This window comes from Actinophytocola algeriensis, from assembly GCF_014203735.1.
Classification (GTDB): domain Bacteria; phylum Actinomycetota; class Actinomycetes; order Mycobacteriales; family Pseudonocardiaceae; genus Actinophytocola; species Actinophytocola algeriensis.
The window spans coordinates 768,979-792,431 of the sequence record NZ_JACHJQ010000005.1; the positions used below are offsets into that span (position 1 = coordinate 768,979).

Genomic DNA, 23,453 nt, shown 5'->3' on the forward strand with positions numbered 1-23,453 from the left:
CGGAAGCGTATCGGTCGGGGTGTCCCGTGACTCCGATCACCTCACGGCGGGCCCGCTTTGCCCACGTCCGGGAAATAAGACACACTGGTGTTGTGAAAAACGACCAGCAGCTCTCCGAGGGCCGCACCAGGCATGGTGTGGCGCGGTTGCTGCTGGAACGGGGACCGATCACCGCGGCGGCCGTCGCGGAGACGCTCGGGCTGAGCCCGGCCGCGGTCCGCAGGCACCTCGACTGCCTGGTCGCCGACGGTGAGGCGGGCATGCGTGATGCTCCCACCATCGGCAGGCGCGGTCGTGGGCGGCCCGCGAAGCTGTGGCTCCTGACCGAGGCCGGGCGTGCCCGGTTCGGGCACGCGTACGACGACCTCGCCATCGCCGCCATCCGCTTCGTCGCGGAGTCGGCAGGGGAGGACGCGGTGCGCGAGTTCGCGGAGCGCCGGGTGGCCGCCATGGTCGGCAGGCACCGGGACGAGGTGCTCGGCGAGCAGGGCCCCGCCGACCGCGCGAAGGCCCTCGCGGATGCCCTCACCAGGGAGGGTTACGCTGCGTCGACACGGCGCGTCGGGGCAGGGGAGCAGCTGTGCCAGCACCACTGCCCGGTCGCGCACGTCGCGGCGGAGTTCCCTGAGCTGTGCGAGGTCGAGACGGCGGCGTTCGCCGAACTCCTCGGCACCCACGTGCAGCGGCTCTCCACCATCGCGCGCGGTGACGCCGCGTGCACCACACACGTACCGCTCGGTGGCGCCGAACCACCTGGGCCGGGCGCGGCTGTACCCGATGTTCGCTCCGCAAGCTCCACGACTGTGTCTGATGTTCGCTCCGCAAGCTCCACGAACAACGCTCCCACCACAACCGAAGGGACGCCTTCATGACCACCGCTGCCGAGCAGCGCCTACAGGCCCAGGGCGAAACCCTGGCGGCTATGGGCAACTACGAGTTCGGCTGGGCCGACTCCGACGTCGCTGGTGCCAGCGCCCAGCGTGGCCTCTCCGAGGCCGTCGTCCGGGACATCTCGGCCAAGAAGGGCGAGCCCGAGTGGATGCTGGAGTCCCGGCTCAAGGGACTGCACCTCTTCGACCGCAAGCCCATGCCGAACTGGGGCGCGGACCTGTCGGGCATCGACTTCGACAACATCAAGTACTTCGTGCGCTCCACCGAGAAGCAGGCCGCCAGCTGGGAGGACCTGCCAGAGGACATCAAGAACACCTACGACAAGCTGGGCATCCCGGAGGCCGAGAAGGCCCGCCTGGTGTCCGGTGTCGCCGCCCAGTACGAGTCCGAGGTGGTCTATCACAAGATCAACGAGGAGCTCGAGAAGCAGGGCGTGATCTTCCTCGACACGGACACCGCGCTCAAGGAGCACCCGGAGCTGTTCGAGGAGTACTACGGCTCGGTCATCCCGCACGGTGACAACAAGTTCTCCGCGCTCAACGGCGCGGTGTGGTCGGGTGGCTCGTTCATCTACGTGCCGAAGGGTGTGCACGTCGAGATCCCGCTGCAGGCCTACTTCCGGATCAACACCGAGAACATGGGCCAGTTCGAGCGCACGCTGATCATCGTCGACGAGGGTGCCTACGTGCACTACGTCGAGGGCTGCACCGCGCCGATCTACTCGTCGGACTCGCTGCACTCGGCCGTGGTCGAGATCATCGTGAAGAAGGGTGGCCGGTGCCGCTACACGACCATCCAGAACTGGTCGAACAACGTCTACAACCTGGTCACCAAGCGCGCCAAGGCAGAAGAGGGCGCGACCATGGAGTGGATCGACGGCAACATCGGCTCCAAGGTCACCATGAAGTACCCGTCGGTGTTCCTCATGGGCGAGCACGCCAAGGGTGAGGTCCTCTCGATCGCGTTCGCGGGCGAGGGCCAGCACCAGGACGCGGGCGCCAAGATGGAGCACCTCGCGCCGCACACCTCCTCGACGATCGTGTCGAAGTCGGTGGCGCGCGGCGGCGGCCGGACCTCCTACCGAGGCCTGGTCAAGGTGGCCAAGCGGGCCCACCACTCGAAGTCCACGGTGAAGTGCGACGCGCTGCTGGTCGACCAGATCAGCCGGTCCGACACCTACCCGTACGTGGACATCCGCAACGACGACGTGTCCATGGGCCACGAGGCGACCGTCTCGAAGGTCAGCGAGGACCAGCTGTTCTACCTGATGTCCCGCGGCCTCACCGAGGACGAGGCGATGGCGATGGTCGTGCGTGGCTTCGTCGAGCCGATCGCCCGTGAGCTGCCCATGGAGTACGCACTGGAACTGAACCGGCTCATCGAGCTGCAGATGGAAGGGGCCGTCGGATAGATGAGCCAGGCAACACAGACACCGCACTCGCACGGGGCGGTGGTCCCCGCCTCGTCCCGGGCCGAGCAGTTCGCGTCCTTCGACGTGGCCGCGTTCGAGGTCCCGAGTGGGCGCGAGGAGATCTGGCGCTTCACGCCGACGAAGCGGCTTCGCGGCCTGCACGACGGTTCCGCGGTCGCGAACGGTGAGCTTTCTGTCGAGGTCGACGGTCTGGACGTGCGGGTCGAGACCGTCGGCCGCGACGACTCCCGGCTCGGCCAGGGCGGTACCCCGGCCGACCGGATCGCGGCGCAGGCCTACAGCTCCTTCGAGCAGGCCACGGTCATCACCGTGCCGAAGGAGACCCAGGCCGCCGTCACCACCGTGACCGTCACCGGGCCCGGCGAGGGCCAGGTGGCCTACGGGCACCTGCAGATCCGCGCCGAGCAGTTCGCCGAGGCCGTCGTGGTGATCGACCACCGCGGCAGCGGCACGGTCGCCGACAACGTGGAGATCGTCGTCGGTGACGGCGCCAAGCTCACCGTGGTCAGCGTGCACGACTGGGCCGACGACGCGGTGCAGGTCTCGGCGCACCACGCGAAGCTCGGCCGCGACGCGACGCTGCGGCACCACCTGATCGCACTCGGCGGCGACCTGGTGCGCGTCAGCCCGACCGTGGTCTACGCGGGCCCCGGCGGCGACGCCGAGCTGAACGGTCTCTACTTCGCCGACAGCGGGCAGCACATCGAGCTGCGGACCTTCGCCGACCACGCGCAGCCCAACTGCAAGTCCAACGTGGTCTACAAGGGCGCGTTGCAGGGCAAGGACGCACGCACCGTCTGGATCGGCGACGTGCTGATCCGCGCGGCGGCCGAGGGCACCGAGACCTTCGAGCTGAACCGGAACCTGGTGCTCACCGAGGGTGCGCGCGCCGACTCGGTGCCGAACCTGGAGATCGAGACCGGCGAGATCGCCGGTGCCGGCCACGCCAGCGCCACCGGCCGGTTCGACGACGAGCAGCTGTTCTACCTGCAGGCCCGCGGCATCCCCGAGGGCGTCGCGCGCAGGCTCGTCGTCCGCGGGTTCTTCCACGAGCTGCTGATGAAGATCGCCGTGCCGGAGATCCGGGAGCGCCTGGAAGCCGCGATCGAGGCGGAGCTCGAGGCGGTCGGGGTATGACCCGCGCGTGTTCGCTGTCCGAACTGGATGACGGGAAGCCATTCGGCGTCGAGATCGACGACGTCGAGGTGGTGCTCGTCCGCCAGGGGGACATCGTGCACGCGCTGCGGGACGAGTGCAGCCACGCCACGCTCTCATTGTCCGAGGGCGAGGTGACCCGCAAGGGCATCGAGTGCTGGCTGCACGGCTCCTGCTTCGACCTGCGCACCGGACAACCGTCGTCACTGCCCGCCACCGAGCCGGTCGACGTGTTCGGCGTCGAGATCCGTGACGGTGACGTGTACGTCGACGTCACCACCACCACGAACTGACTTGTAACACCAAGGAGAAAGCACAAGAGATGGCCACGCTGGAGATCAAGGATCTGCACGTCTCGGTCAACACCGACGAGACCGCCAAGGAGATCCTGTCCGGGGTCAACCTGACGATCAACTCGGGCGAGACGCACGCGATCATGGGCCCGAACGGGTCCGGCAAGTCCACCCTGTCCTACGCCATCGCCGGGCACCCCAAGTACGAGGTGACGGGCGGCGAGGTGCTGCTGGACGGCGAGGACGTGCTGGCGCTGTCCGTCGACGAGCGCGCCCGCGCGGGCCTGTTCCTCGCCATGCAGTACCCGGTCGAGGTCCCCGGCGTGTCCATGTCGAACTTCCTGCGCACCGCGGCGACCGCGGTCCGTGGCGAGGCCCCCAAGCTGCGCCACTGGGTCAAGGAGGTCAAGGAGGCCATGGCCGACCTGGACATCGACCCGGCCTTCGCCGAGCGCTCGGTGAACGAGGGCTTCTCCGGCGGTGAGAAGAAGCGCCACGAGATCCTGCAGCTCGCGCTGCTCGCGCCGAAGATCGCGATCCTCGACGAGACCGACTCCGGCCTGGACGTCGACGCGCTGCGTGTCGTGTCCGAGGGCATCAACCGCGTCAAGGCCGGTGGCGAGGTCGGCATCATGCTGATCACCCACTACACCCGCATCCTGCGCCACATCACGCCGGACTTCGTCCACGTGTTCAGCGGCGGGCGGATCGTCGAGTCGGGCGGCGCGGAACTGGCCGACCAGCTCGAGGAGCACGGCTACGTCCGGTTCACCGGCAAGCAGGAGCCGGCCGCGATCGGCTGACCTGCCCCACGAGACGAGGTTCCCGGATGACCACCACAGCCGCATCCCTCGACGTCGAGACGATCCGCAAGGACTTCCCGATCCTGTCCAGGCTGGTGCACGGCGACAAGCCGCTGGTGTACCTGGACAACGCGGCGACGTCGCAGAAGCCGCGCCAGGTGCTCGACGCGATCGTCGACTACTACGAGAAGCACAACGCCAACGTGCACCGCGGCATCCACACGCTTGCCGAGGAGGCCACCGCGCTGTACGAGGGCGCGCGTGACAAGGTCGCCGAGTTCATCGGCGCGCCGAGCCGCGACGAGGTCATCTTCACCAAGAACTCGTCCGAGGCGATGAACCTGATCGCCCGCGTGCTCGGCGAGGCGGGCCCCGGCTACCGCATCGGTCCCGGTGACGAGATCGTCATCACCGAGATGGAGCACCACAGCAACATCGTGCCGTGGCACATGCTCGCCGAACGGACCGGCGCGACGGTCAAGTGGTTCCAGATCACCGACGACGGCCGCCTCGACCTGTCCACACTGGACTCGGTGATCACCGAGCGGACGAAGATCGTGTCGATGGTGCACGTGTCGAACCTGCTCGGCACCATCAACCCGGTCGAGAAGGTCGTCAAGCGGGCCCGTGAGGTCGGCGCGCTGGTGCTGGTGGACGCGTCGCAGTCGGCGCCGCACATGCCGCTCGACGTGGCCGCGCTCGGCGCCGACTTCGTGGCCTTCACCGGTCACAAGATGCTCGGCCCGACCGGCATCGGTGTCCTGTGGGGACGGTTGCCGCTGCTCCAGGAGCTGCCGCCGTTCCTCGGTGGCGGCGAGATGATCGAGGTCGTCACCATGGAGCGGTCGACCTTCGCGCAGCCGCCGCACAAGTTCGAGGCCGGCACCCCGCCGATCGCCGAGGCGGTCGGGCTCGGTGCGGCCGTGGACTACCTGACGGCCGTCGGCATGGACCGCATCGCCGCACACGAGCACGAGCTGACCACCTACGTGCTCGACGCGCTGTCCGCCGTGGACGGTGTGCGGATCATCGGTCCGGCGACCGCCGAGGACCGGGTCGCGGAGGTGTCGTTCACGTACGCCGGGATCCACCCGCACGACGTGGGCCAGGTGCTGGACGAGCAGGGCATCGCCGTGCGCGTCGGACACCACTGCGCGCGGCCCGCCGTGGTGCGGTACGGAATTCCGGCGACCACCAGAGCGTCGTTCTACCTGTACAACACGACCGCTGAGGCGGACGCGTTGGTCAAGGGTCTGGCGCAGGTGAAGAAGGTCTTCGGATGAACCTCGAGTCCATGTACCAGGAGATCATCCTGGACCACTACAAGAACCCGCACGGCCGCGGCCTGCGCGAGCCGTACGACGCCGAGTCGTTCCAGGTCAACCCGACCTGCGGCGACGAGGTGACGCTGCGCGTGGCGGTCACGGGCAGCAACGGCGAGGCCAAGGTTACCGACGTGTCCTACGAGGGCCAGGGCTGCTCGATCAGCCAGGCGTCCACGTCGGTGCTGACCGACCTGGTCACCGGCCGCACCGTCGACGAGGCCATGACGACCATGGACGCGTTCGTCGAGATGGTGCAGAGCCGGGGCAAGATCGAACCGGACGAGGACGTGCTCGAGGACGGCGTCGCGTTCGCGGGCGTCGCGAAGTACCCGGCACGCGTGAAGTGCGCGCTGCTCGGGTGGATGGCGTTCAAGGACGCGGTGGCCAGGGCGAACGGAGGAACAGCATGAGCAACACCGAAGAAGCCGAGGTCGAGCGCGGCGTCGGGTCGTTGCCCGAACCGCCGGCGCCGACCGCGGACGTGGCCGCGATCGAGGACCTCGAGGAGGCCATGCGCGACGTCGTCGACCCCGAGCTGGGCATCAACGTCGTCGACCTCGGCCTCGTGTACGACATCCGCGTCGAGGACGACAACACCGCGACGATCGACATGACGCTGACGTCCGCGGCGTGCCCGCTGACCGACGTGATCGAGGACCAGACCCGGGCCGCGTTGACCGCGGGCCCCGGCGGCGGCCTCGTCGGCGACTTCCGGATCAACTGGGTCTGGATGCCGCCGTGGGGCCCGGAGAAGATCACCGACGACGGCCGCGAGCAGCTGCGGGCACTCGGCTTCACCATCTAGTTCTGTCATCTGGTTCCGCGACGAAAGCCGCGCTGGACGTTGTCCGGCGCGGCTTTCGCATGTCACGAAACGGTCACCGGACGTACCGCGACGCGTTCATCGATCTCGCCAGCCTCGCGGTCACGATCGGCTCGCTGGTGCCGGATGCCGTGCGGATACTGGAGATCGGCTGCGGTGACGGCGCGATGGCGGCGGCGTTGCGCCGCGTCCTGCCCGGTGCTGCGCGGACCGGTGGGTGTCGGGCGACGCCACGGTCCGGTTCATGCCGAGACCGGACATCGACGGGCTCCTCGACCGTGCGTTCCCCGGTTGGCCGCGCACGTGCGAGGCCAGGATCCCACCCCGGCGCGCGAACGTGCTGGTGCCGCCGCGGCGGCCGTGACGCTCACCAGGTGTCGCAGGACTTGAGTGTCCGTTCCTGAAAACCCTTGTCCAGCATGGCTTTCGCGTCCGGTGGCGCGTCCACAGAGGTCAGCCGGTCGCTGATCTCACCGGTGATGTTCGCGTCGACCGCGCCCCGGTTCGCCATCGCACCACTCGCGATGCCCGCCATGCAGGTGGCCTGTTGCGCGAGCTTGGCCTCGGCGTCGTCGGTGGTGGCGGCCAGTTCGGACAGCCCGGTCGCGAACTGGAGCGCGCGGGCGTACTCGCGGAGGAGCACCCCGAAGTAGCGGCCGGGGTAGCGGCCGTTCTGCTCGGTGTCGCGCAGGTGCGCGGGTGTCATGTAGACGGTCCCGTCGCACTGGGTCGATGGGCGGTCCGGCGTGATCTCCCCGCACGACCGGGTCTGCACGGGACCGGTGACGGTGACGACCTCGATGGTGGCTCGCAGCCCGGCCTCGTCGAGCACCCCGCGCCAGGCGCTGTCGGCACAGGTCTTGGCGGCGGCGTAGAAGGCGGCCTGCCGGTCGTCGGCCAGGTCGAACCGGGGGAGGGCGCAGGTCGCGTCGGCCATCCGGGCGGTGGACGTCGAGAGCGGGTGGTCGGCCGGGCTTTCCTGTGGCTGCTCGGTCGGCGCGGAGGTCGGTGGCGCGCTACCGGTGATGTCGGGGATGGCCTGGGTGGGTTTGGCCGTACCCGCGACCTCCCGGGTCGGCCGCACGACGGTGGCGAGCGCCGCGGCCGCGATCAACGCGACGACGAGGACCACGGCCGCGCCGAGCGCGATGTAGTAGGCCGGGCGGCGGGCCGGTGGCGGGGGCTCGGGGGTGTCGGGACGCCAGACGAGGTCGGTGGGCGGGGGTGGGAGCAGCTCGTCGAGGGGCCAGCTCGCCACCGTGGGCCCGGTGGTGGTGGGCGACTCGTCGACGACGGCCATGGTCGGGCCGTCGGGGGCGGCCTCGGGGAGGGTGGTCTCGTCGACCGGGGTGGCGACCGACTGGTCGTCGGGCCAGACCGGGCGCGACACGGCGAGAGTGACGTCGTCCGCCGAGGCGTCGGACCGGTTCGCGACCGGTGCGGGCTCGGCGACCGTGACTTCGGCGACTGTGGCATCGGCGACTGTGAGGTCGGCGGGCGGGGGTTGGTCGGGCCAGGGCACGGTCGGCCCGGGCTCGTCGCGCGGAGCGGCGGGCGGGTCGCTCGACCACGTCGAGGGCGGTGGAGTGGGAGCGGCGGCAGCCACCGGAGTGGCGCCATCTTGGGCGCTGGGCCAGGGCCTGGGGTCGGCGATGGTGGCCTCGTCTCGCGGAGCGGGCTCCGCGAGCGTGGCGTCATCCGCCGGGGTGGTCGCCTGACCGTCGGGCCGGGACGGGGGTGGAGCCGGGTCGGCAAGCGTGGGTTCGTCCGGCGGGGTGGCGGGGAGAGTGGGCTCTTCCGGGGCGGGGCCGTGGAGGTGGCCGGTCGACGGGCCCATCACCGTGGGGCCGTCGATGGGTGGCCGGTGTGGCTGCCCGTCCTGTTCGTCAGTCATCCTCGCCTCGTTCTGCGGACCGTAGTGCAGCGTAGCGTCCTGGCTCCCTCCTGCGAGTGATCTCCGCCGGTCGTGTGGGGGAGGGCCGGCGCGGGCCGGTCTGCCAGGATCGTCACCGTGACGGCTGTTCTCGACGTGGTGCTTGGCCCGGTGGTCCGCCCGTCGACCTACCGGCGATGGGTGTTCCTGATCCTGGGCGGTGCCGTGCTGGTGCCGTTCATGCTGATCGTGGGCATGGTGTTGCCCTCGCTGATGCCGGCCGCCTTCCAGGACCAGACCCTGCTGGTCGTCGCGTTGTCGCTGGTGCTGGTCGTCGGGGTCATGGTGCTCATGTCGCTCATCCCCGCCGTGCGGGTCATCGAGGGGACCGCCGCCCTGGAGCTGCTCGGTGACGGCGTGCCCGAGCAGGCCACCCGGGTCTCCCTGTCGTGGACGTCGCGAGCGCGGTTCGCGGGCTGGTTCGTCATCCACCTGCTGGTCGGCGGGGTGCTCTCGGTCCTCACCCTCACCGTGCCGCCGGCCGTGGTCCTCACGTTCTTCGCGCCGTTCCTCGGGCAGGTCGACATCCTCGGCCTGGCCATCGGGACACCGCGCGGGTGGGCGGGGGTCTGGGTGCCGCTCGCCGGGCTGGCCGCGTTGCTCGTGCTCGTCCACCTCGTCGTCGGGGCGGCCGTGCTCGCCACCCGTGCCGCGCCCTTCCTGCTCGGGCCCACCGCCGCCGAGCGGCTCGCCGAGCTGGAGCAGCGCACCGAGCAGCTGGCCGAACGCAACCGGCTCGCGCGCGAGCTGCACGACTCGGTCGGGCACGCGCTGTCCGTCGTCACCATCCAGGCCAGCGCCGCGGGCCGGGTCCTCGACAGCGACCCCGAGTTCGCGCGCACCGCCCTGTCGGCCATCGAGGAGTCGGCCCGCGCGGCGCTCGCCGACCTCGACCACGTGCTCGGGCTGCTGCGCGAGGGCCAGTCCGCCGCGCGTCCGCAGTGGACGCTCGCGAACCTGCCGAACCTCCTGGAACAGACCAGGATCGCCGGTGTCACCGTCGAGTCCACCGTGGAGGGATCACTCGACGGGGTGCCGCCCGCGGTGTCCCGCGAGGCGTACCGGATCGTCCAGGAGGGACTCACGAACGTCCTGCGGCACGCGGGCAAGGTGCCCGTCGAGCTGCGGCTCTCCGCCGCCGACGACCGGCTCGAGCTCGACCTCTCCAACCCCATCCACGAACACGGGACCAAGCCGAGGGCGGGTGGCGGGCACGGCCTGTCCGGCATGCGCGACCGCGTGCGGGTCCTGCGTGGACAGATGACCGCCGGGCCCGATCAGGGGCGCTGGCTCGTGCAGGTAAGAATTCCACTGAGGACGGTGCGCGAATGACGGACGGCAAGACGACGGTGATGCTCGTCGACGACGAGGAGCTCATCCGGGCCGGACTGCGGGCGATCATCAACGCGGAACCCGACCTGACCGTCGTCGGCGAGGCGGGGGACGGTGCCGAGGTCCTGCCGCTGGTGGTGAAGCTGCGCCCGGACGTCGTGCTGATGGACGTGCGCATGCCCGCCGTCGACGGCATCCAGGCCAGCAAGCACATCCTCGAGACCGTGACCGAACCGCCGAAGATCCTCGTCGTCACGACGTTCGAGAACGACGACTACGTCTACGACGCGCTCCGCGCCGGTGCCAGCGGGTTCCTGCTCAAGCGGACCCGGCCCGAGGACATCGTGCGTGCCATCCGGATGGTCGTCAGCGGGGAGTCGCTGCTGTTCCCGTCCGCGATCCGGGCGCTCGCCGCGGCGCACGGCGGCGGGCGGGCGAAAGGGCTGTCGCACACCGGGCTCACCGACCGCGAGGCCGAGGTGCTGCGCCTGATGGCGACCGGGCTGTCCAACGTGGAGATCTCGGAGCGGCTGTTCGTCAGCGTGCAGACCGTGAAGACGCACGTGGGGAACGTGCTCGCGAAACTGGGTGCGCGCGACCGCACCCAGGCGGTGATCCTCGCCTACGAGACCGGGTTCGTCACGCCTGGCTGACGGTTTCCGTCCGCGCGTCCAGCTCCCGCTGGTAGTAGCCGATCTTCGCGCGGATGTGTTCCTGCTCCACCCGCAGGTGCGCGATCTTCTCGTCGATGTCCCGGTCGTGCTCGCGCAGCACCTCGAGCCGCTCCGCGACGGTCTCGTCCCCGCCGCGCGCCAGCTCGGCGTACCGCACCATCCGCTGGATCGGCATGCCCGTGTCGCGCAGGCAGCGCAGGATCCGCAGCCACGCCACGTCCCCCTCGGTGAACACCCGCTGTCCGCCCGAGTTGCGCGCGATGTCGTCGAGCAGGCCGATCCGCTCGTAGTAGCGCAGGGTGTCAAGGCTGAACCCGGTCTGCTCGGCGACCTGACCCGGTGAGTAGCGCTGCATGGGGTCGATCCTAGGCGCCGACGGCGTGATCGCGACCGCGAAGCACGTCGACGCGGTCGGAGCCGGGCCGTCCGAGCACCCAGCTCGACCTCGGCACCGCCTTCGCCCGCTGCTTGAGCGGCGCCAGCAGCCGCGACGCGTCCCGGTGGGACCCGACCGAGCCGACCGCGCACACCAGCGACGCGAGCGACACGGTCACCGTCGTGTCGTCCACCCGCCACGCGCGGTCCACGACCTCGGTGGCGAGCGTGCCGACCTCGTCGACGTCGGTGACCACGAGGAAGTCGTCGCCGCCGACGTGCGCGACCCGGGTGCCAGCCAGCCTCGCGGCCAGGTCCGACAGCGCGCGGCCCAGCGCGCGGATCAGGTCGTCGCCCGCCGCGAACCCCTTCGTGTCGTTGACGGTCTTGAACCTGTCCACGTCGAGCCAGCTCACGACGAACATCTCCGCGCGTTCGATGCGCCGGTCGAGCTCGCGGGTCACCTCGCCGGTGCCGGGCAGTCGCGTGAGCGGGTTGAGGGCGACCGCCTGCTCGACCTTCGCCTCCGCGACCCCGCGCATCACCTCGGTGAGCCGGACGATCCCGGCGCACCGCCCGACCGGGTCGACCACGACCACGTCGTCGCCGGCGCGGGAACCCTCGGTCTCGCCTGCCGCCTCCAGCAGCTGGATGCTCGAGGCGTCCGCGCGGATGGTGCGCGGCGCGTCCGCGTGCCGGGCCGCGGGCCTGCTCGCGTGCAGCGCGTGTCCGTACGGTCCGGTGACGGCGAGCAGGAACCGGTTGCGGGACAGCGTCCACCTCGGCCGGCCCCCGGAGTCGATCAGCACCACACCGCTGACCTCGGGCGAGTCGACGAACACCTGCCGGACCTCCTCGGAGGTCGCCGACTCGGGCAGCGTCACCGCCGGGTGGACCAGGTCGGCGACCAGCGGTCCGCCGGGACCGACCGGCAGCCCGTCCAGCCGGGTGACCTCCGGGGTCACGTAGGCCGGTGTGCCGTGCTGTGCCGCCGCCATCAGGTTCCCCTGCGCCACCGGCACACCCAGCCTGCTGAGCACGGCGAGCTGGTCCTCCGACTCGACCCCGACCGCGGCGAGCCGGATGCCGGTGCGGCTCGCGAGGTGGCCGAGCGCCTCGATCAGCGCCACCACGGCCGGGTTGTCCGGTACGCCCGCCAGGAGGTACGCGTCGAGCTTCACCATGTCCGGCAGCGCGTCCGCGACGATCGACAGCGGCAGGTCGCCGTCGCCCGCGCCGTCGAACGCGACGCGAAAACCCTGCTGCCGCAACGCCTTCAGCCCGTCGAGCAGCGCATCGCGGGACAGGCCGCCGAACGGCGGGGTGACCTCGACGGTCACGTCGGCCGGCTGGCGCCCGGTGGCGCGCAGCGCGGGGAGCAGCGGGTCGAGCAGCTCGTCCGGCCGGGTCGCGGTCTTCGCGAGGACGTTCACGTGCAGCGGCACCTCGGCCGTGGTCGCCGCCCGGACCGCCCCGGCCGCGAGTGCGGCGTCGACCTCGACGAGCCGGTCCGCACGGGCGGCGTCGCGCAGCACGTCGTGCACGGTGCCGTGCTCCGGGCGGGCCAGGGCTTCGAGTGCGAGCAACCGTCCCGTGCGTGTCGACAGCATGGGCTGGAAGGCGTAGGAAACTCCCGGCACGGGGGCCACGGCCCCATCCTCGTCATCCGGCCCGGCTTGGTCAGCTCATGTCACCCAGTGTTCATGTCGGTGGGTGCCACATCACCGGATCGGTGGAACCGGAGGCGATCCGAGTGCCCGCTACCTCGCCAACCAGCGCGCGTACTGCTGCCGGTCCGCTTTCACCACCTTCGCACGGTCGGTCACCGAGAGTGAGAACCAGTCCGGTCTCAGCTGCTGCGGCGACTCGGCCCACATGAGCACGTCGCGGTGGTCCTGGCACGCGGTATCGACGTAGTGCAGGGGTGAGTCGCGGCGGTCCTCGTCGCAGAGCTTCAGGATCGCGAGGTGGACCCGCAACCGCTCCGGCCCGGCGTAGCCGTCGAGCTGGCGCTGGATGTCGGCGGGGTCCGCGTCGGGGAAGACTTGCCCGATCTTGGTCAGGAGCTTGGCAGGTGTCATGGCTTGATCATCTTCCGGCGGAGGTGAGCTGGGGCGACGCGGAACAGCGCGGCCATGGCGGCGGCCGTCCCAGCCGGATCCGTGCGCCCGGACAGGTAGGCGCGCTGGTGGCGGGTGGGCAGCGCGAAGAACAGGTCGAAGAACTCCTCGTGCTCGGCGGGGGAGAGGCTCAGCAGGGTCGCCAGGCCACGCAGCCGCAACCGGTACACGAGGCGCGCCCGCCACGGCCAGATGACACGCCGCACCGCCCGCTGACCTCGCTCGATCGTGTCGGCGACCGCGGGCGCGAGCAGGAACGTGTCCGCGACCGAGAACCCGGTGGCCGGGTGGACGAGCCCGGCGGCGGCACCGAACGGGATCGCGCCCCGCGCCCACACGGACGGCGGTGGGACGTCGACGGGGAACCGGACCCGCTCGACCGGCCCGCTCACCGCGCCCACCCGCGCGTGGAGGCGGTCCCGCAGCTCCGCGAACCCGAGACCGGGGTCGCGGGCCAGGCTCGTCTCCTCCAGCAGCACCTGCCCGTCGGGCAGCGGGATCGCGTAGAGGAACGTGGCCGGGCCGTCGGCGGGCTGCCGCCAGTCCATGAAGACGGCGTCGTGCGGTCCGGGGACGACCACCCCGTACGCGGTCTGCTCCACACCCCCGCGCCGCGCACCGGTCGCGTCGAACACCACGCCGTGGCGCACCTCGCCGGTGGTGAGGGTCGCCGACGTGGCGGTCAGCGCGGTCGCGCGGGCCCGCACCACCTCGATGCCGGGATGCGCGCACGCGGTCAGCACCGACTCGTTGTCCAGCACCGCGTACTCGCGCGGCAGCCACCGCCCGCCACCCCGCACGCGGGTGGTCACCCACCGCGCCCCCGGCGGCAACACGGACACCTCGTCGGCCCACATCCCGTAGGTCGCGCGCCAGCCGTGCCCTGGTGCGACGAGCGTGACGGCCAGTCCGCGCCGCGCGCACGCCGACGCGAGCGCCCACCCCGCCGGCCCGCCACCCACCACGACCACGTCACCCACCGGCCGATCCCACTACACGGGAACCGGGCCGCGACGCGCGCGAGCCCACCACGGCGGGGCTCCGCGCCGGGAGACCTGCCCGTCCGGTGCAGCACCCCGGGACCGGCGGGCGCCCAAGCTAAGGTCTTCCGCATGGCTGATCAGGTCGACCCCAGGGAGGCACGTCGTTCGGAGCGGTCCTCGGGCCCCGAGTCCGGTGACCTCGCGGCGAGCCCGTACCGCGTCGACCGGGACCGCGTCGTCGCGTCACCGTTCTTCGCGCGGCTCGGCGGCGTCACCCAGGTCGTCAGCGCGTCCGGGTCGGGCCTCCTCCACAACCGCCTGACCCACAGCCTCAAGGTCGCCCAGGTGGCCCGCGCCATCGCGGAACGACTCCGCGCCGACCCCGTGGCCGCGCCCGTGCTCGACAAGCTCGGCGGCTGCGACCCGGACGTGGTGGAGGCCGCGGGCCTGGCCCACGACCTCGGCCACCCACCGTTCGGCCACCTCGGCGAGCAGGTGCTCGACCGCCTCGCCCGGCACCGCTTCAGCCTCCCCGACGGGTTCGAGGGCAACGCGCAGAGCCTGCGGATCGTCACCACCACCGACACCGGCGGACCCACCGCCGTCGGTCTCGACCTCACCGCCGCGGTCCGCGCGGCCATGCTCAAGTACCCGTGGACCCGCCTGTCCCATCCCGACCCGCACCCGAGGCACATGGCCGCGCCGCCGCGGGGCGCGTCCGAACCGGTCGAGGAGCCGGGCACCGGGTCGAGCAAGTTCTCCGTGTACGTCACCGAGCTCGACGACATGGCGCAGTCGCGGGCCGCGTTCACCGGCCGGCTCGCGAGCTGGCAGCAGACCGTCGAGGCGTCGGTCATGGACACCGCCGACGACATCGCGTACGCGATCCACGACCTCGAGGACTTCCACCGCATCGGCGTGCTGCAGCACGCGCCGGTCGCGGCCGAACTGGGTTACTGGCTCACGAACGCGCTCGGGCTGGCCGGGCTCTCCGACGAAACTCTCGCCGCGCAGGCCCGCCGCCCCGGCCACTCACTCGAACAGCTCCGCCGCCGCATGCACCGCCGCGACGCGTGGGTGGTCGACGACGACGCGTTCGTCGCCGCGGTGTCCAGGGTCCGCGCCGAGCTGGTCGACGCCATGCTCGACACCCCGTTCGACGGTTCGGCCGAGGCGGAGCAGGCGGTCGCGCGGTTCTCGTCGGTGTGGACCGTCCGGCTCGTCGACGGTATGAGCGTCGTGCTGGACCCGCCCACCCGCTCCGGGCACGTCATGCTCGCGCCGGCGCAGTGGCACGAGGTGCAGGTGCTGAAGTTCGTCCACCGCCGCTTCGTGCTGCTGCGGCCGGATCTCGCGCTGCACCAACGAGGACAGGCCGCGCTGCTGACCTCGCTCGTGGAGGCGCTCGAACAGTGGCTTTCCGACCGGCACGAGTCGAACCGGCTGCCGAGGCGACTCGGTGACCTCGTCGAGCTGGCCTCGACGGAGTACCGCGCACTCGCCGCGACCGATATGTCCACTCTGGTCGGAGCGACCGGTGAGCCACCGCAGGGCGAGCACGGAATCCGGGAACTGGCAAGGGGACGCGCTGTGATCGATTTCGTCGCGTCCCTCACGGACAGTCAGGCCGCGACCCTGCTCGACGCCCTGTCCGGGCGCAGCGCACAGCCCTGGTCCGACGCCTTCGTCCTGTAAGTCGTACACAGACGGCAACTGTTAACACACATGGAGTGTGGTTGGGCCGAATGGCCGCTGTGTCAGAAAGGTTCTGACCATACCTTGGGGCGGCCGGGGGGCACCCGGCACTGGGCGTCGTGAGTCGGGGCACGGCCTGGCATTTCGCGGAGGAAGTCCGTGCGTATACCTGCACACGCATCCCGAAGATCCCGAGTCCTCCTGACGAGCACGGCGGTGTTGCTCGCGGTCGTGGGGCTCGCAAGTCCGGCCGCGGCGGCGCCGCCGCCCGAGGACCAGCAGATCTCCGCGGAGAAGAACGCGGCGAACCAGATCGCCGCGCTCCAGAGCATCAAGAAGAGCCTGACCGCCGCAGAGGCCAAAGTGGACTCGCAGCTGGTCGTGGCCGCGCGGATGAGCAAGAACCGGGCGACGAGCAGCGCGGTCCCGTTGCTGGACAACGGAGTCGAGGCCACCTCGGCAGGCAAGGTGCTCGTCGACATCAGGGCGACCGTCAGCGACGGCCTCCTGAAGGACCTCGCCAATGCGGGCGCCGGCGTGAAGTCGGTGTCGGAGCGGTACGGCACGGTGCGGGCCGAGGTACCGCTGTCCGCCGTCACCGCGATCGCGGCACGCAAGGACGTCCGGATGGTCGAGGAAGCCGGCGGTGCCATGACCGCCCGCGAGGTCGACCGGAACGACAAGCGCAAGCCGGAGTCCAAAGAGGAGAAGGCGGCGCGGATCGAGCAGAACACGCGGGAGGCGCTCACCGAGCGTGCCGGCGCCATCGACAGCGAGGGCAACCGGGCGCACAACGCCGACTCCGCGCGCGCCGACATCGGCGTCACCGGCATCGGCGTGAAGATCTGCGCGCTGTCCGACGGCATCGACTCGCTCGCCACGTCACAGGCGGCCGGGGAACTGCCCGCGGTGGACGTGCTGACCGGCGAGGCGGGCGGCGGTGACGAGGGCACCGCGATGCTCGAGATCATCCACGACGTGGCCCCCGGTGCGGAGCTGGGCTTCGCGACGGCGTTCAACGGCGACGCGAGCTTCGCGGACAACATCCGCGCGCTGCGCTTCGACCTCGGCTGCGACATCATCGTCGACGACATCATCTACTTCGCCGAGCCGTACTTCCAGGACGGCATCATCGCCCAGGCCGCGAACGACGTGATCGCCGACGGCGCGCTGTTCTTCTCCTCCGCGGGCAACGAGGGCAACGTCGTCGACGGCACCTCCGGCCACTGGGAGGGCCAGTACGTCAACTCCGGGCAGGTCGTCGGCAAGTTCGCCGGCTACGCCCACGACTTCGACCCCGGTCCCGGCACGCAGGTCTTCAACCCGTTGTCGAGGGAGTCCGCGAACGTCCCGGTGATCCTGAACTGGGCCGACCCGCAGGACGCGTCCGCCAACGACTACGACCTGTACCTGCTGGACTCGGCCGGCAACGTCCTGTCGCAGAGCCAGAACTACCAGACCGGCGTCCAGGACCCGTACGAGCGGGTGCAGACCCCGTCGTTCGGTGGTGCCGGGATGAAGGTCGCGGTCGTGAAGTTCACCGGCGAGGACAAGTACCTGTCGCTGTCGGCCCTGCGGGGCCGGTTCTCCGACCAGGCGACGCTGAAGGCGTTCGTCACGCCGGGTGTCACGTTCGGCCACTCCGCAGCGCGGGGCGCGTTCTCGACGGCCGCGGCGCCGGCCAAGGACCCGCTGCCGTTCGACCTGGAGACCGGTGACCCGGCCAACCCGGCAGGCCCGTTCCCGAACGCCTACGACGCCACCTCGAAGCTCGAGCGGTTCACCTCGGACGGCCCGCGCAAGATCTTCTTCGAGGCCGACGGCACGCCCATCCCGGGTGGCGAGGTGCGGCAGAAGCCGGACCTCACCGCCGCGGACGGCGTGCGCACCAGCGTCAACGGGTTCGACCCGTTCTACGGCACCTCGGCGGCGGCCCCGCACGCGGCGGCCATCGCGGGTCTCGTGCTCTCCGGCAACCCGGGCATCGACCCCGAGGAGGTGCGGGAAGCGCTGACCAGCACGGCGATCGACATCGGCGAGGCGGGCGTGGACAACCGCAGCGGCCACGGCGTGATCCTCGCCGACCGGGTGCTCGGCTACACCGGTGCCAGCCCGCAGCCGCTCGCGGTCGCGGAGACGCCGAAGGTGACGCCGGACTCCGGCAGCGAGTACCTGCGGCCGGGTGACACCGCGACGGTGTCCCTGCCGGTGACCAACGTCGGTGACGGCACCGCGGTGTCGACGAGCGTCGTGCTCACCACCTCGACCCCGGGCGTGACCGTGACCCCGCGCGCCCAGTCCTACGGCACGATCGCGCGTGGCGACACCGTGGTGAAGGACTACCGGATCAGCGTGCCCGCCTCGCACGAGGTGGGTGTGCCGGTCCAGTTCGCCACCAGGGTGACGTTCGCGGGTGTGCTCTCGCCGCGCACGTCGACGTTCTCGGTGGGTGTCGGGCAGCCGTCGGACGAGGTGCAGACCTTCGCCTACGGTGGTGCGCCGATCGCGATCCCCGACAACAGCGCGGTGGGCGCGTCGGTCGCGATCCCGGTGTCCGGCCTCGGCCGGGCGTCGAAGATCTCGGTGTCGATCGACGGCACGACGTGCAACACCACGCCGGGCTCGACGACGGTGGGCATCAACCACACCTATGTCGGTGACCTGGTCGGCACGCTGACCTCGCCGAGCGGTGCGACCGCGACGCTGTTCAGCCGCAACGGTGGCAGCGGCGACAACCTGTGCCAGGTCGTGTTCGACGACGCCGCCGCGGCTCCGATCTCGTCGGTGACCTCGTCGAACGCGCCGTTCACCGGCACGTGGCGCCCGACGACGTCCGTCGACGCGCTGATCGGCGCGCCCGCGGACGGTTCGTGGACGCTGCTCGTGGCGGACCGGGCGGGTGCCGACACCGGCACGCTGCGCGCGGTCTCGTTGCACCTCAACGGTTACGTGTAAACCGGTAGTTCGTTCGGCCGCCCGCCGGTGTCATGCCGGCGGGCGGCCGCTTTTGTGCTACTGCACCTGCGTGAGCTTGATGTTGTCCTTCGGGACGCGGATCGTCCACTCCTGGCTGTGCCCCGTGGTGCGGCTCTGCTCGGTCTCCGACGTGTACTCGCCGCCGATCTTGATGACCTTGAACTCGATGCCGGCCGAGCCGGTCACCCCCGCCTTCTCCGCCGCGGTCTGCGAGTCCGACGCGGTGACGGTGATGTCCTGGAACCCTTGCGCGGCACGGAACTTGACCGCGTCACCGGTGACCGCGAAGTCACCTGAGCCCTCCAGCCGCAGGTAGTCGTCGCCGTGCAGCGCGTCCACGTACAGGGTCAGCGTCGCGTCCTTCTGCGGCGCCCACACGCCGGGGATGGACAGGATGCCGTCGTCGACCTCCCCGTCGTGCGCGGCGGTCTTGCCCTCGGCGTCGGTGATGCGGGCGTAGAAACGCCCGCCGCGCAACGGCTTCTCGAGGAAGTTGTCGGCGTTGATGATGATGTTCACGTACGCCCAGTCGCGGGAGTGCTCGGAGTCGTCGGGAATCGCACTGCGCCGCGCGGGCACGACCGTGACCCACAGGCTCGCCTCGACGACCGGCTCGTCCCACCCGTAGCTCGCCGCGTCCTCCGCCTCGAGCGTGATCTTCAGCTCCTGCTGCCCCTCGGTGAGCGGGCCCGCGGTGAACCACTCCTCGTCGGTGGAGCTGCCCATCACGCTCTGGTGCGTGGCGCCGCTGACCCAGTCGCCACCCGCGGTGCAGGTGACGCCGAAGGGGCCGGTCTCGTTGACGTCGTCGTTCTCGAGCTCCAGGTACACGTACACCTTCTCGGCGGAGTTCGCCTCACCGTGCTCGTGGGCGAAACCCTCGCCCTCGGTCTGGAAGAACAACTGTTTGATCTTCGGCGCGGCCATTGTGGACAACCTCTCTGCTGGGTTGCCTCCCAGTGTTGGGAAATCTCGCGACCGCGGTACGGCCGTTGGGCGCCCATAAGGGCAGCCCCATCGGCCGATCGGGCATAGGCTGCGCGACGTGCCCAAAGTCAACGCGACCGCCACCGTGCCCGCGTCCCCGGCTCACACGTGGGCGGTGGCGTCGGACCTCACCCGCTTCGACGAGTGGATGACCCTCCACGACGGCTGGCGCGGTGAGCTGCCGACCGAGATCGGCCGGGGCACCTCGCTCACGTCGGTCGTGAAGGTGATGGGGCTGCGCAACCGGGTCAGCTGGCTGGTGGAGTCCTACACGCCGCCGTCCGCGTTGACGATCAAGGGGCGCGGGGTGGGTGGTGTCACCGTGGCGCTCACCTTGTCGATCCGGTCCGCGGGCGGCGGTGCCGCGGTGACCATCGACGCCGAGGTGACCGGCCGCCCGCTCTTCGGCCCTGTCGGCATGGCGGTCGGCCGGGCCGTCCGCGCGGACGTGCGGCGGTCGGTGGCCGCGCTGGCCGACCTCGTCCGGTGATGCACAGGAGGCGCACAGAATACGAGCGCATCCTGGTGACATGACCGAAAAGCCAGACCAGGGGCCCCTCGACGCCGGGGCAGCCCAGCCACCCGCTCACTCCGGCGCCGGAGCGCCTCCGCCTCCCGTTCCACCCGCCGCGGCGCCACCACCGCCACGCCGCCCGCCCCACCTGACCAGGACGTGGATCGCGGCCGTCGTGGCGGCGGTGTTGCTCGTCGGCGGGGGAGTGGGCGGCTACCTCATCGGCGCCTCGGGTGAGCACCACCGACCCGGCTGGCACCAGCAGTGGGGCCCGCAGGACGGCTTCCGCGGCGACCTGCCCGGGCGCGGCGACCGTTAGCGGTGACCGTCAGACCAGTGCCCCCAACCGCTGTTCCGCCAACGCGAGTGCCTCCGCCAGCGGGGTGCTGCCGTTCGCAGCGGCGTTGGTGAGCAACGTGGTCACCGTGTCTCCGATGGCCGCCACCCTCGCCATGGCGGCGTCGCGGTCGAGGCCCTCCGCCTCGCGGGTGAGCGTGTAGATCACCCCACCCGCGCTCGCCACGAAGTCCGGTACCCACGTGACACCCTCGGCCGCCAGGGCAGTGGCCACCTCGTCGTGCACCAGCTGGTTGTTCGCCGGGCCGACCACCAGCGGCGCGCGCACCGACGCGTCGACGACCCCGCCGATGGCCGACGGCACCAGCACGTCCGCTTCCATCGCGTACGCCGACGCCACCGGCACCCGCTCGTACCCGGCGCACCGCGACGCGTCCACGTCCGCCACCGCCACCGAGGCGCCATCGTCTGCCAGCGCTCTGGCCAGCAGCGACCCCACCGAACCCATGCCGACCACCACGACCCGCCGCCCGGCGACCGACGGCGACCCGAACACCGCCTCGGCGCCCGCCCGCAGCGCGGCCAGCACTCCCGACGCGGTCGGGCCGCTCGACGAGCCGGTCCCGCCCGCCGACTCCGGCAGGCAGAACACGTGGTCGGTGAACCGCCGCAGGTACGCCATGTCCGACGGGCTCGTGCCGATGTCCGGCCCCGCGAGGTACGAGCCGTCGAACGTCACGATCAGCTCACCGAGGTCCGCGAGCGCGTCCGCGCGCAGCGACGCCGTCAGCGGCACCGACGACGGCACCGAGATCACGCTCTTCCCGCCCCCGAACGGCACCCCCGCCACCGCGTTCTTGTACGTCATCCCCTTCGCCAGGCGCAGCGCGTCGAGCTGCCCGTCCTGCCACGACGGGTACTGCTTCAGCCGGATCCCGCCCGCCGCGGGCCCGAGCGTCCTGGAGTGCACCGCGACCGTGACCGGCACCCCCGAACGCCGCCCGAGCCGGGTCACGAGCTCCGCGTGCTCCCATGACGATTCGACCATCACGTCCTCCTGTCGAACAAACACGCAACCGACATGGAGAACGTTAGGCAGAACGAGAAGCGGGCGGCGAAACCACCGAACATGATTCGGCGCGACAGGGCAAAATGGGCACATGGACGAAGTGGATTCGGCGATCATCCGGGAGCTACAGGAAGACGCGCGGCAGCCCAACCAGGACATCGCCCGCAAGGTCGGGATCGCGCCGTCGACCTGCCTGGAACGCACCCGGCTGCTGCGCAGGCGCGGCGTGATCCGCGGCTACCACGCGGACATCGACCTCAAGGCGCTCAACCGGGGCGTCCAGGCACTGGTCGCGGCACAGGTCCGGCCGCTGTCGCGGCGGGTGATCGAGTCCTTCCAGAACTCGGTCGCCGCGCTGCCGGAGGTGCTCGCGGTGTTCACCCTGGCCGGCAGCGACGACTTCATCATCCACGTGACCGCGCAGGACATCGACCACCTGCACGCGTTCCTGGTCGACCGGCTCACCAGCCGCCGCGAAATCGTCGGCTTCCGCACGTCGATCGTCTACCGGCACCAGGTGAACACGGTGCTGTCGAAACTAGAGTGACCCGGTCGCGAGCATCCCGCCGTCCACCCGCACGGTCTCGCCGGTGATCCACGAGGCCTGGTCGGACGCGAGGAACGCCACCAGCTGCGCCACGTCGGCCGGGTCGCCGAGCCGCCGCATCGGGTACCGCGCGGCCGCCGCCTCCTCGTCCGCGCTGTACAGGGCCTCGGCGAACTTCGTCTTCACCACGGCCGGGGCCACGGCGTTGACCCGCACGCCCGGCCCGAGCTGCCAGGCCAGCTCCTCGGTCAGCCGGATCAGCGCCGCCTTGCTCGCGCCGTAGGCGGCGATGACCCCGGACGACCGCAGCCCGGCGACCGACGCGATGTTCACGATCGACCCGCCGTGCTCGGCCATCCACGCCTTGAGCGCCAGCTGCACGTAGCCCAGCGCGCCGACCACGTTCACGTCGAACAGCTTGCGCACCGCGCCGAGGTCGGCGTCGGCGAGCGGGCCGTACGTCGGGTTGATGCCGGTGTTGTTGATCAGCACGTCGAGCGAGCCGAACTCCTCGACCGTGCGGCGCACGACCTCGGCCCGGTCGTCGTCGTTGCCGGTGTTGGCCGGTACGGCCAGCACCCGCGCGCCCGGCACGAGCCCGCGCAGCTCGTCGGCCGCGGCCGCGATCTGGTCGGGTTTGCGCGAGGAGATCGTGACGGCGGCGCCACCACGGGCGAGCTCGGCGGCGATGGCGTGCCCGATGCCGCGGCTGGCCCCCGTGACCAGCGCGACCTTTCCCTCGAAGTCCGGTGTCATGGCCCGACCTTAGCTAAGCGAGCGCTTAGTGCGCGAGAGTCGCACCGCCAGGTGCGTCCGATCTGACACGATCTGCCGGTGGACGAGCCGATGGAGTTGGAGCTGGGGTCCCTGCTGTTGCGGTGTGACCGGGGGATGTTCGAGTTGCTCACACACCCGCGCCCGGCACCCGTCATGCGGTGCCCGGTCCGCTGACTCGCCGTCGCCGTCGCGTTCGACGGGCGGGGGCGCGGCAGGCCGCGGTTCGGCACGGTCCGGTCCACCGACGCGCCGCTCTACGGTCGCGACGCGGGCGCCCTCGCCAACAGGTACATCCCGGCGCGGCGCATCACCCAGGACCAGGAACCCCACCTGCTGGCGTTCCTGTCGGCGATCGCGGAGCGTTACGGGCGTCGGCTGACGGCCGGTTGAGAGCGCGGTCGAAAAGCTGTTGGCGACGGCACGTATAGTCGAGGTCGTGGTGATCCGTACGG

The 23,453-nt window shown here is 71.0% G+C and carries 23 protein-coding genes; 15 read left to right on the top strand and 8 right to left on the bottom strand.

The window, feature by feature from the left end; all coding sequences use genetic code 11:
- Positions 1 to 92 precede the first annotated feature (92 nt).
- From FHR82_RS26245 to FHR82_RS26280, 8 genes are read left to right on the top strand one after another with little or no spacing between them, the layout of a single operon-like run.
- A complete protein-coding gene (locus FHR82_RS26245; RefSeq protein WP_311771282.1) occupies positions 93 to 872 on the top strand; it encodes a helix-turn-helix transcriptional regulator in 780 nt (259 codons plus the stop codon).
- A 50-nt stretch (positions 873 to 922) separates the two neighbouring features.
- The gene (sufB, locus tag FHR82_RS26250) at positions 923 to 2,302 is read left to right on the top strand and encodes a Fe-S cluster assembly protein SufB (RefSeq protein ID WP_446471812.1); all 1,380 of its coding nucleotides are present in this window, start codon (positions 923 to 925) and stop codon (positions 2,300 to 2,302) included.
- A complete protein-coding gene (gene sufD / locus FHR82_RS26255; protein ID WP_184813135.1) occupies positions 2,303 to 3,460 on the top strand; it encodes a Fe-S cluster assembly protein SufD in 1,158 nt (385 codons plus the stop codon).
- A complete protein-coding gene (locus FHR82_RS26260) occupies positions 3,457 to 3,771 on the top strand; it encodes a non-heme iron oxygenase ferredoxin subunit (protein ID WP_184813136.1) in 315 nt (104 codons plus the stop codon). Before sufD ends, FHR82_RS26260 begins: the two co-directional genes overlap by 4 nt.
- Positions 3,772 to 3,800: 29 nt before the next feature.
- Positions 3,801 to 4,574, top strand: a complete 774-nt coding sequence (gene sufC, locus FHR82_RS26265) for a Fe-S cluster assembly ATPase SufC (protein ID WP_184813137.1) — start codon at positions 3,801 to 3,803, stop codon at positions 4,572 to 4,574.
- Positions 4,575 to 4,600: 26 nt separating this feature from the next.
- Positions 4,601 to 5,857, top strand: coding sequence for a cysteine desulfurase (locus FHR82_RS26270; protein ID WP_184813138.1), 1,257 nt, complete (start codon positions 4,601 to 4,603; stop codon positions 5,855 to 5,857).
- Positions 5,854 to 6,309, top strand: a complete 456-nt coding sequence (gene sufU / locus FHR82_RS26275) for a Fe-S cluster assembly sulfur transfer protein SufU (protein ID WP_184813139.1) — start codon at positions 5,854 to 5,856, stop codon at positions 6,307 to 6,309. Before FHR82_RS26270 ends, sufU begins: the two co-directional genes overlap by 4 nt.
- Positions 6,306 to 6,704, top strand: coding sequence for a metal-sulfur cluster assembly factor (locus FHR82_RS26280; protein ID WP_184813140.1), 399 nt, complete (start codon positions 6,306 to 6,308; stop codon positions 6,702 to 6,704). Before sufU ends, FHR82_RS26280 begins: the two co-directional genes overlap by 4 nt.
- 385 nt (positions 6,705 to 7,089) lie before the next feature.
- Here FHR82_RS26280 and FHR82_RS26285 read toward each other — a convergent pair whose 3' ends face one another.
- Positions 7,090 to 8,616, bottom strand: a complete 1,527-nt coding sequence (locus FHR82_RS26285) for a hypothetical protein (RefSeq protein ID WP_184813141.1) — start codon at positions 8,614 to 8,616, stop codon at positions 7,090 to 7,092.
- Between the two features lie 117 nt (positions 8,617 to 8,733).
- On the opposite strand from FHR82_RS26285, the gene FHR82_RS26290 reads away from it, so the two are divergent.
- Both FHR82_RS26290 and FHR82_RS26295 read left to right on the top strand, forming a co-directional pair.
- Positions 8,734 to 9,987, top strand: a complete 1,254-nt coding sequence (locus tag FHR82_RS26290; RefSeq protein WP_311771283.1) for a sensor histidine kinase — start codon at positions 8,734 to 8,736, stop codon at positions 9,985 to 9,987.
- Positions 9,984 to 10,640, top strand: coding sequence for a response regulator (locus tag FHR82_RS26295; RefSeq protein WP_184813142.1), 657 nt, complete (start codon positions 9,984 to 9,986; stop codon positions 10,638 to 10,640). Before FHR82_RS26290 ends, FHR82_RS26295 begins: the two co-directional genes overlap by 4 nt.
- Here the strand turns inward: FHR82_RS26295 and FHR82_RS26300 are convergent.
- The 4 genes from FHR82_RS26300 to FHR82_RS26315 all read right to left on the bottom strand — a co-directional run bounded on the left by FHR82_RS26300 (position 10,627) and on the right by FHR82_RS26315 (position 14,136).
- A complete protein-coding gene (locus FHR82_RS26300; protein ID WP_184813143.1) occupies positions 10,627 to 11,016 on the bottom strand; it encodes a MerR family transcriptional regulator in 390 nt (129 codons plus the stop codon). The genes FHR82_RS26295 and FHR82_RS26300 overlap by 14 nt on opposite strands.
- A gap of 10 nt (positions 11,017 to 11,026) precedes the next feature.
- Positions 11,027 to 12,676, bottom strand: a complete 1,650-nt coding sequence (locus tag FHR82_RS26305; RefSeq protein WP_376706449.1) for a GGDEF domain-containing protein — start codon at positions 12,674 to 12,676, stop codon at positions 11,027 to 11,029.
- 120 nt (positions 12,677 to 12,796) lie between these two features.
- A complete protein-coding gene (locus FHR82_RS26310; RefSeq protein ID WP_184813145.1) occupies positions 12,797 to 13,117 on the bottom strand; it encodes a hypothetical protein in 321 nt (106 codons plus the stop codon).
- Positions 13,114 to 14,136, bottom strand: a complete 1,023-nt coding sequence (locus tag FHR82_RS26315) for a lycopene cyclase family protein (RefSeq protein ID WP_184813146.1) — start codon at positions 14,134 to 14,136, stop codon at positions 13,114 to 13,116. Before FHR82_RS26315 ends, FHR82_RS26310 begins: the two co-directional genes overlap by 4 nt.
- A 132-nt stretch (positions 14,137 to 14,268) precedes the next feature.
- On the opposite strand from FHR82_RS26315, the gene FHR82_RS26320 reads away from it, so the two are divergent.
- Both FHR82_RS26320 and FHR82_RS26325 read left to right on the top strand, forming a co-directional pair.
- Positions 14,269 to 15,834 carry a deoxyguanosinetriphosphate triphosphohydrolase family protein gene (locus FHR82_RS26320; RefSeq protein WP_184813147.1) on the top strand — a complete coding sequence of 522 codons (1,566 nt, stop codon included), beginning with the start codon at positions 14,269 to 14,271 and terminating at the stop codon, positions 15,832 to 15,834.
- A 216-nt stretch (positions 15,835 to 16,050) separates the two neighbouring features.
- Positions 16,051 to 18,789 (top strand): S8 family serine peptidase, encoded by a 2,739-nt coding sequence (locus tag FHR82_RS26325; RefSeq protein ID WP_184813148.1) that lies wholly within the window; start codon positions 16,051 to 16,053, stop codon positions 18,787 to 18,789.
- A gap of 57 nt (positions 18,790 to 18,846) precedes the next feature.
- Here the strand turns inward: FHR82_RS26325 and FHR82_RS26330 are convergent, their stop codons facing one another.
- On the bottom strand, positions 18,847 to 19,737 hold the full coding sequence (locus FHR82_RS26330; RefSeq protein ID WP_184813149.1) for a hypothetical protein: 891 nt from the start codon (positions 19,735 to 19,737) through the stop codon (positions 18,847 to 18,849).
- 118 nt (positions 19,738 to 19,855) lie between these two features.
- Between FHR82_RS26330 and FHR82_RS26335 the strand changes: the two genes are divergently transcribed.
- Positions 19,856 to 20,287 carry a type II toxin-antitoxin system Rv0910 family toxin gene (locus FHR82_RS26335; RefSeq protein ID WP_184813150.1) on the top strand — a complete coding sequence of 144 codons (432 nt, stop codon included), beginning with the start codon at positions 19,856 to 19,858 and terminating at the stop codon, positions 20,285 to 20,287.
- A gap of 40 nt (positions 20,288 to 20,327) precedes the next feature.
- Positions 20,328 to 20,630, top strand: coding sequence for a hypothetical protein (locus FHR82_RS26340; RefSeq protein WP_184813151.1), 303 nt, complete (start codon positions 20,328 to 20,330; stop codon positions 20,628 to 20,630).
- Between the two features lie 9 nt (positions 20,631 to 20,639).
- Here FHR82_RS26340 and FHR82_RS26345 read toward each other — a convergent pair whose 3' ends face one another.
- Complete coding sequence (locus FHR82_RS26345; RefSeq protein ID WP_184813152.1) at positions 20,640 to 21,656, bottom strand: Glu/Leu/Phe/Val dehydrogenase dimerization domain-containing protein; 1,017 nt, start codon at positions 21,654 to 21,656, stop codon at positions 20,640 to 20,642.
- A gap of 112 nt (positions 21,657 to 21,768) precedes the next feature.
- Between FHR82_RS26345 and FHR82_RS26350 the strand changes: the two genes are divergently transcribed.
- A complete protein-coding gene (locus tag FHR82_RS26350) occupies positions 21,769 to 22,224 on the top strand; it encodes an Lrp/AsnC family transcriptional regulator (protein WP_184813153.1) in 456 nt (151 codons plus the stop codon).
- Here FHR82_RS26350 and FHR82_RS26355 read toward each other — a convergent pair.
- The gene (locus FHR82_RS26355; RefSeq protein WP_184813154.1) at positions 22,216 to 22,980 is read right to left on the bottom strand and encodes an SDR family oxidoreductase; all 765 of its coding nucleotides are present in this window, start codon (positions 22,978 to 22,980) and stop codon (positions 22,216 to 22,218) included. The two genes, FHR82_RS26350 and FHR82_RS26355, sit on opposite strands and share 9 nt — an antisense overlap.
- Positions 22,981 to 23,453 lie beyond the last annotated feature (473 nt).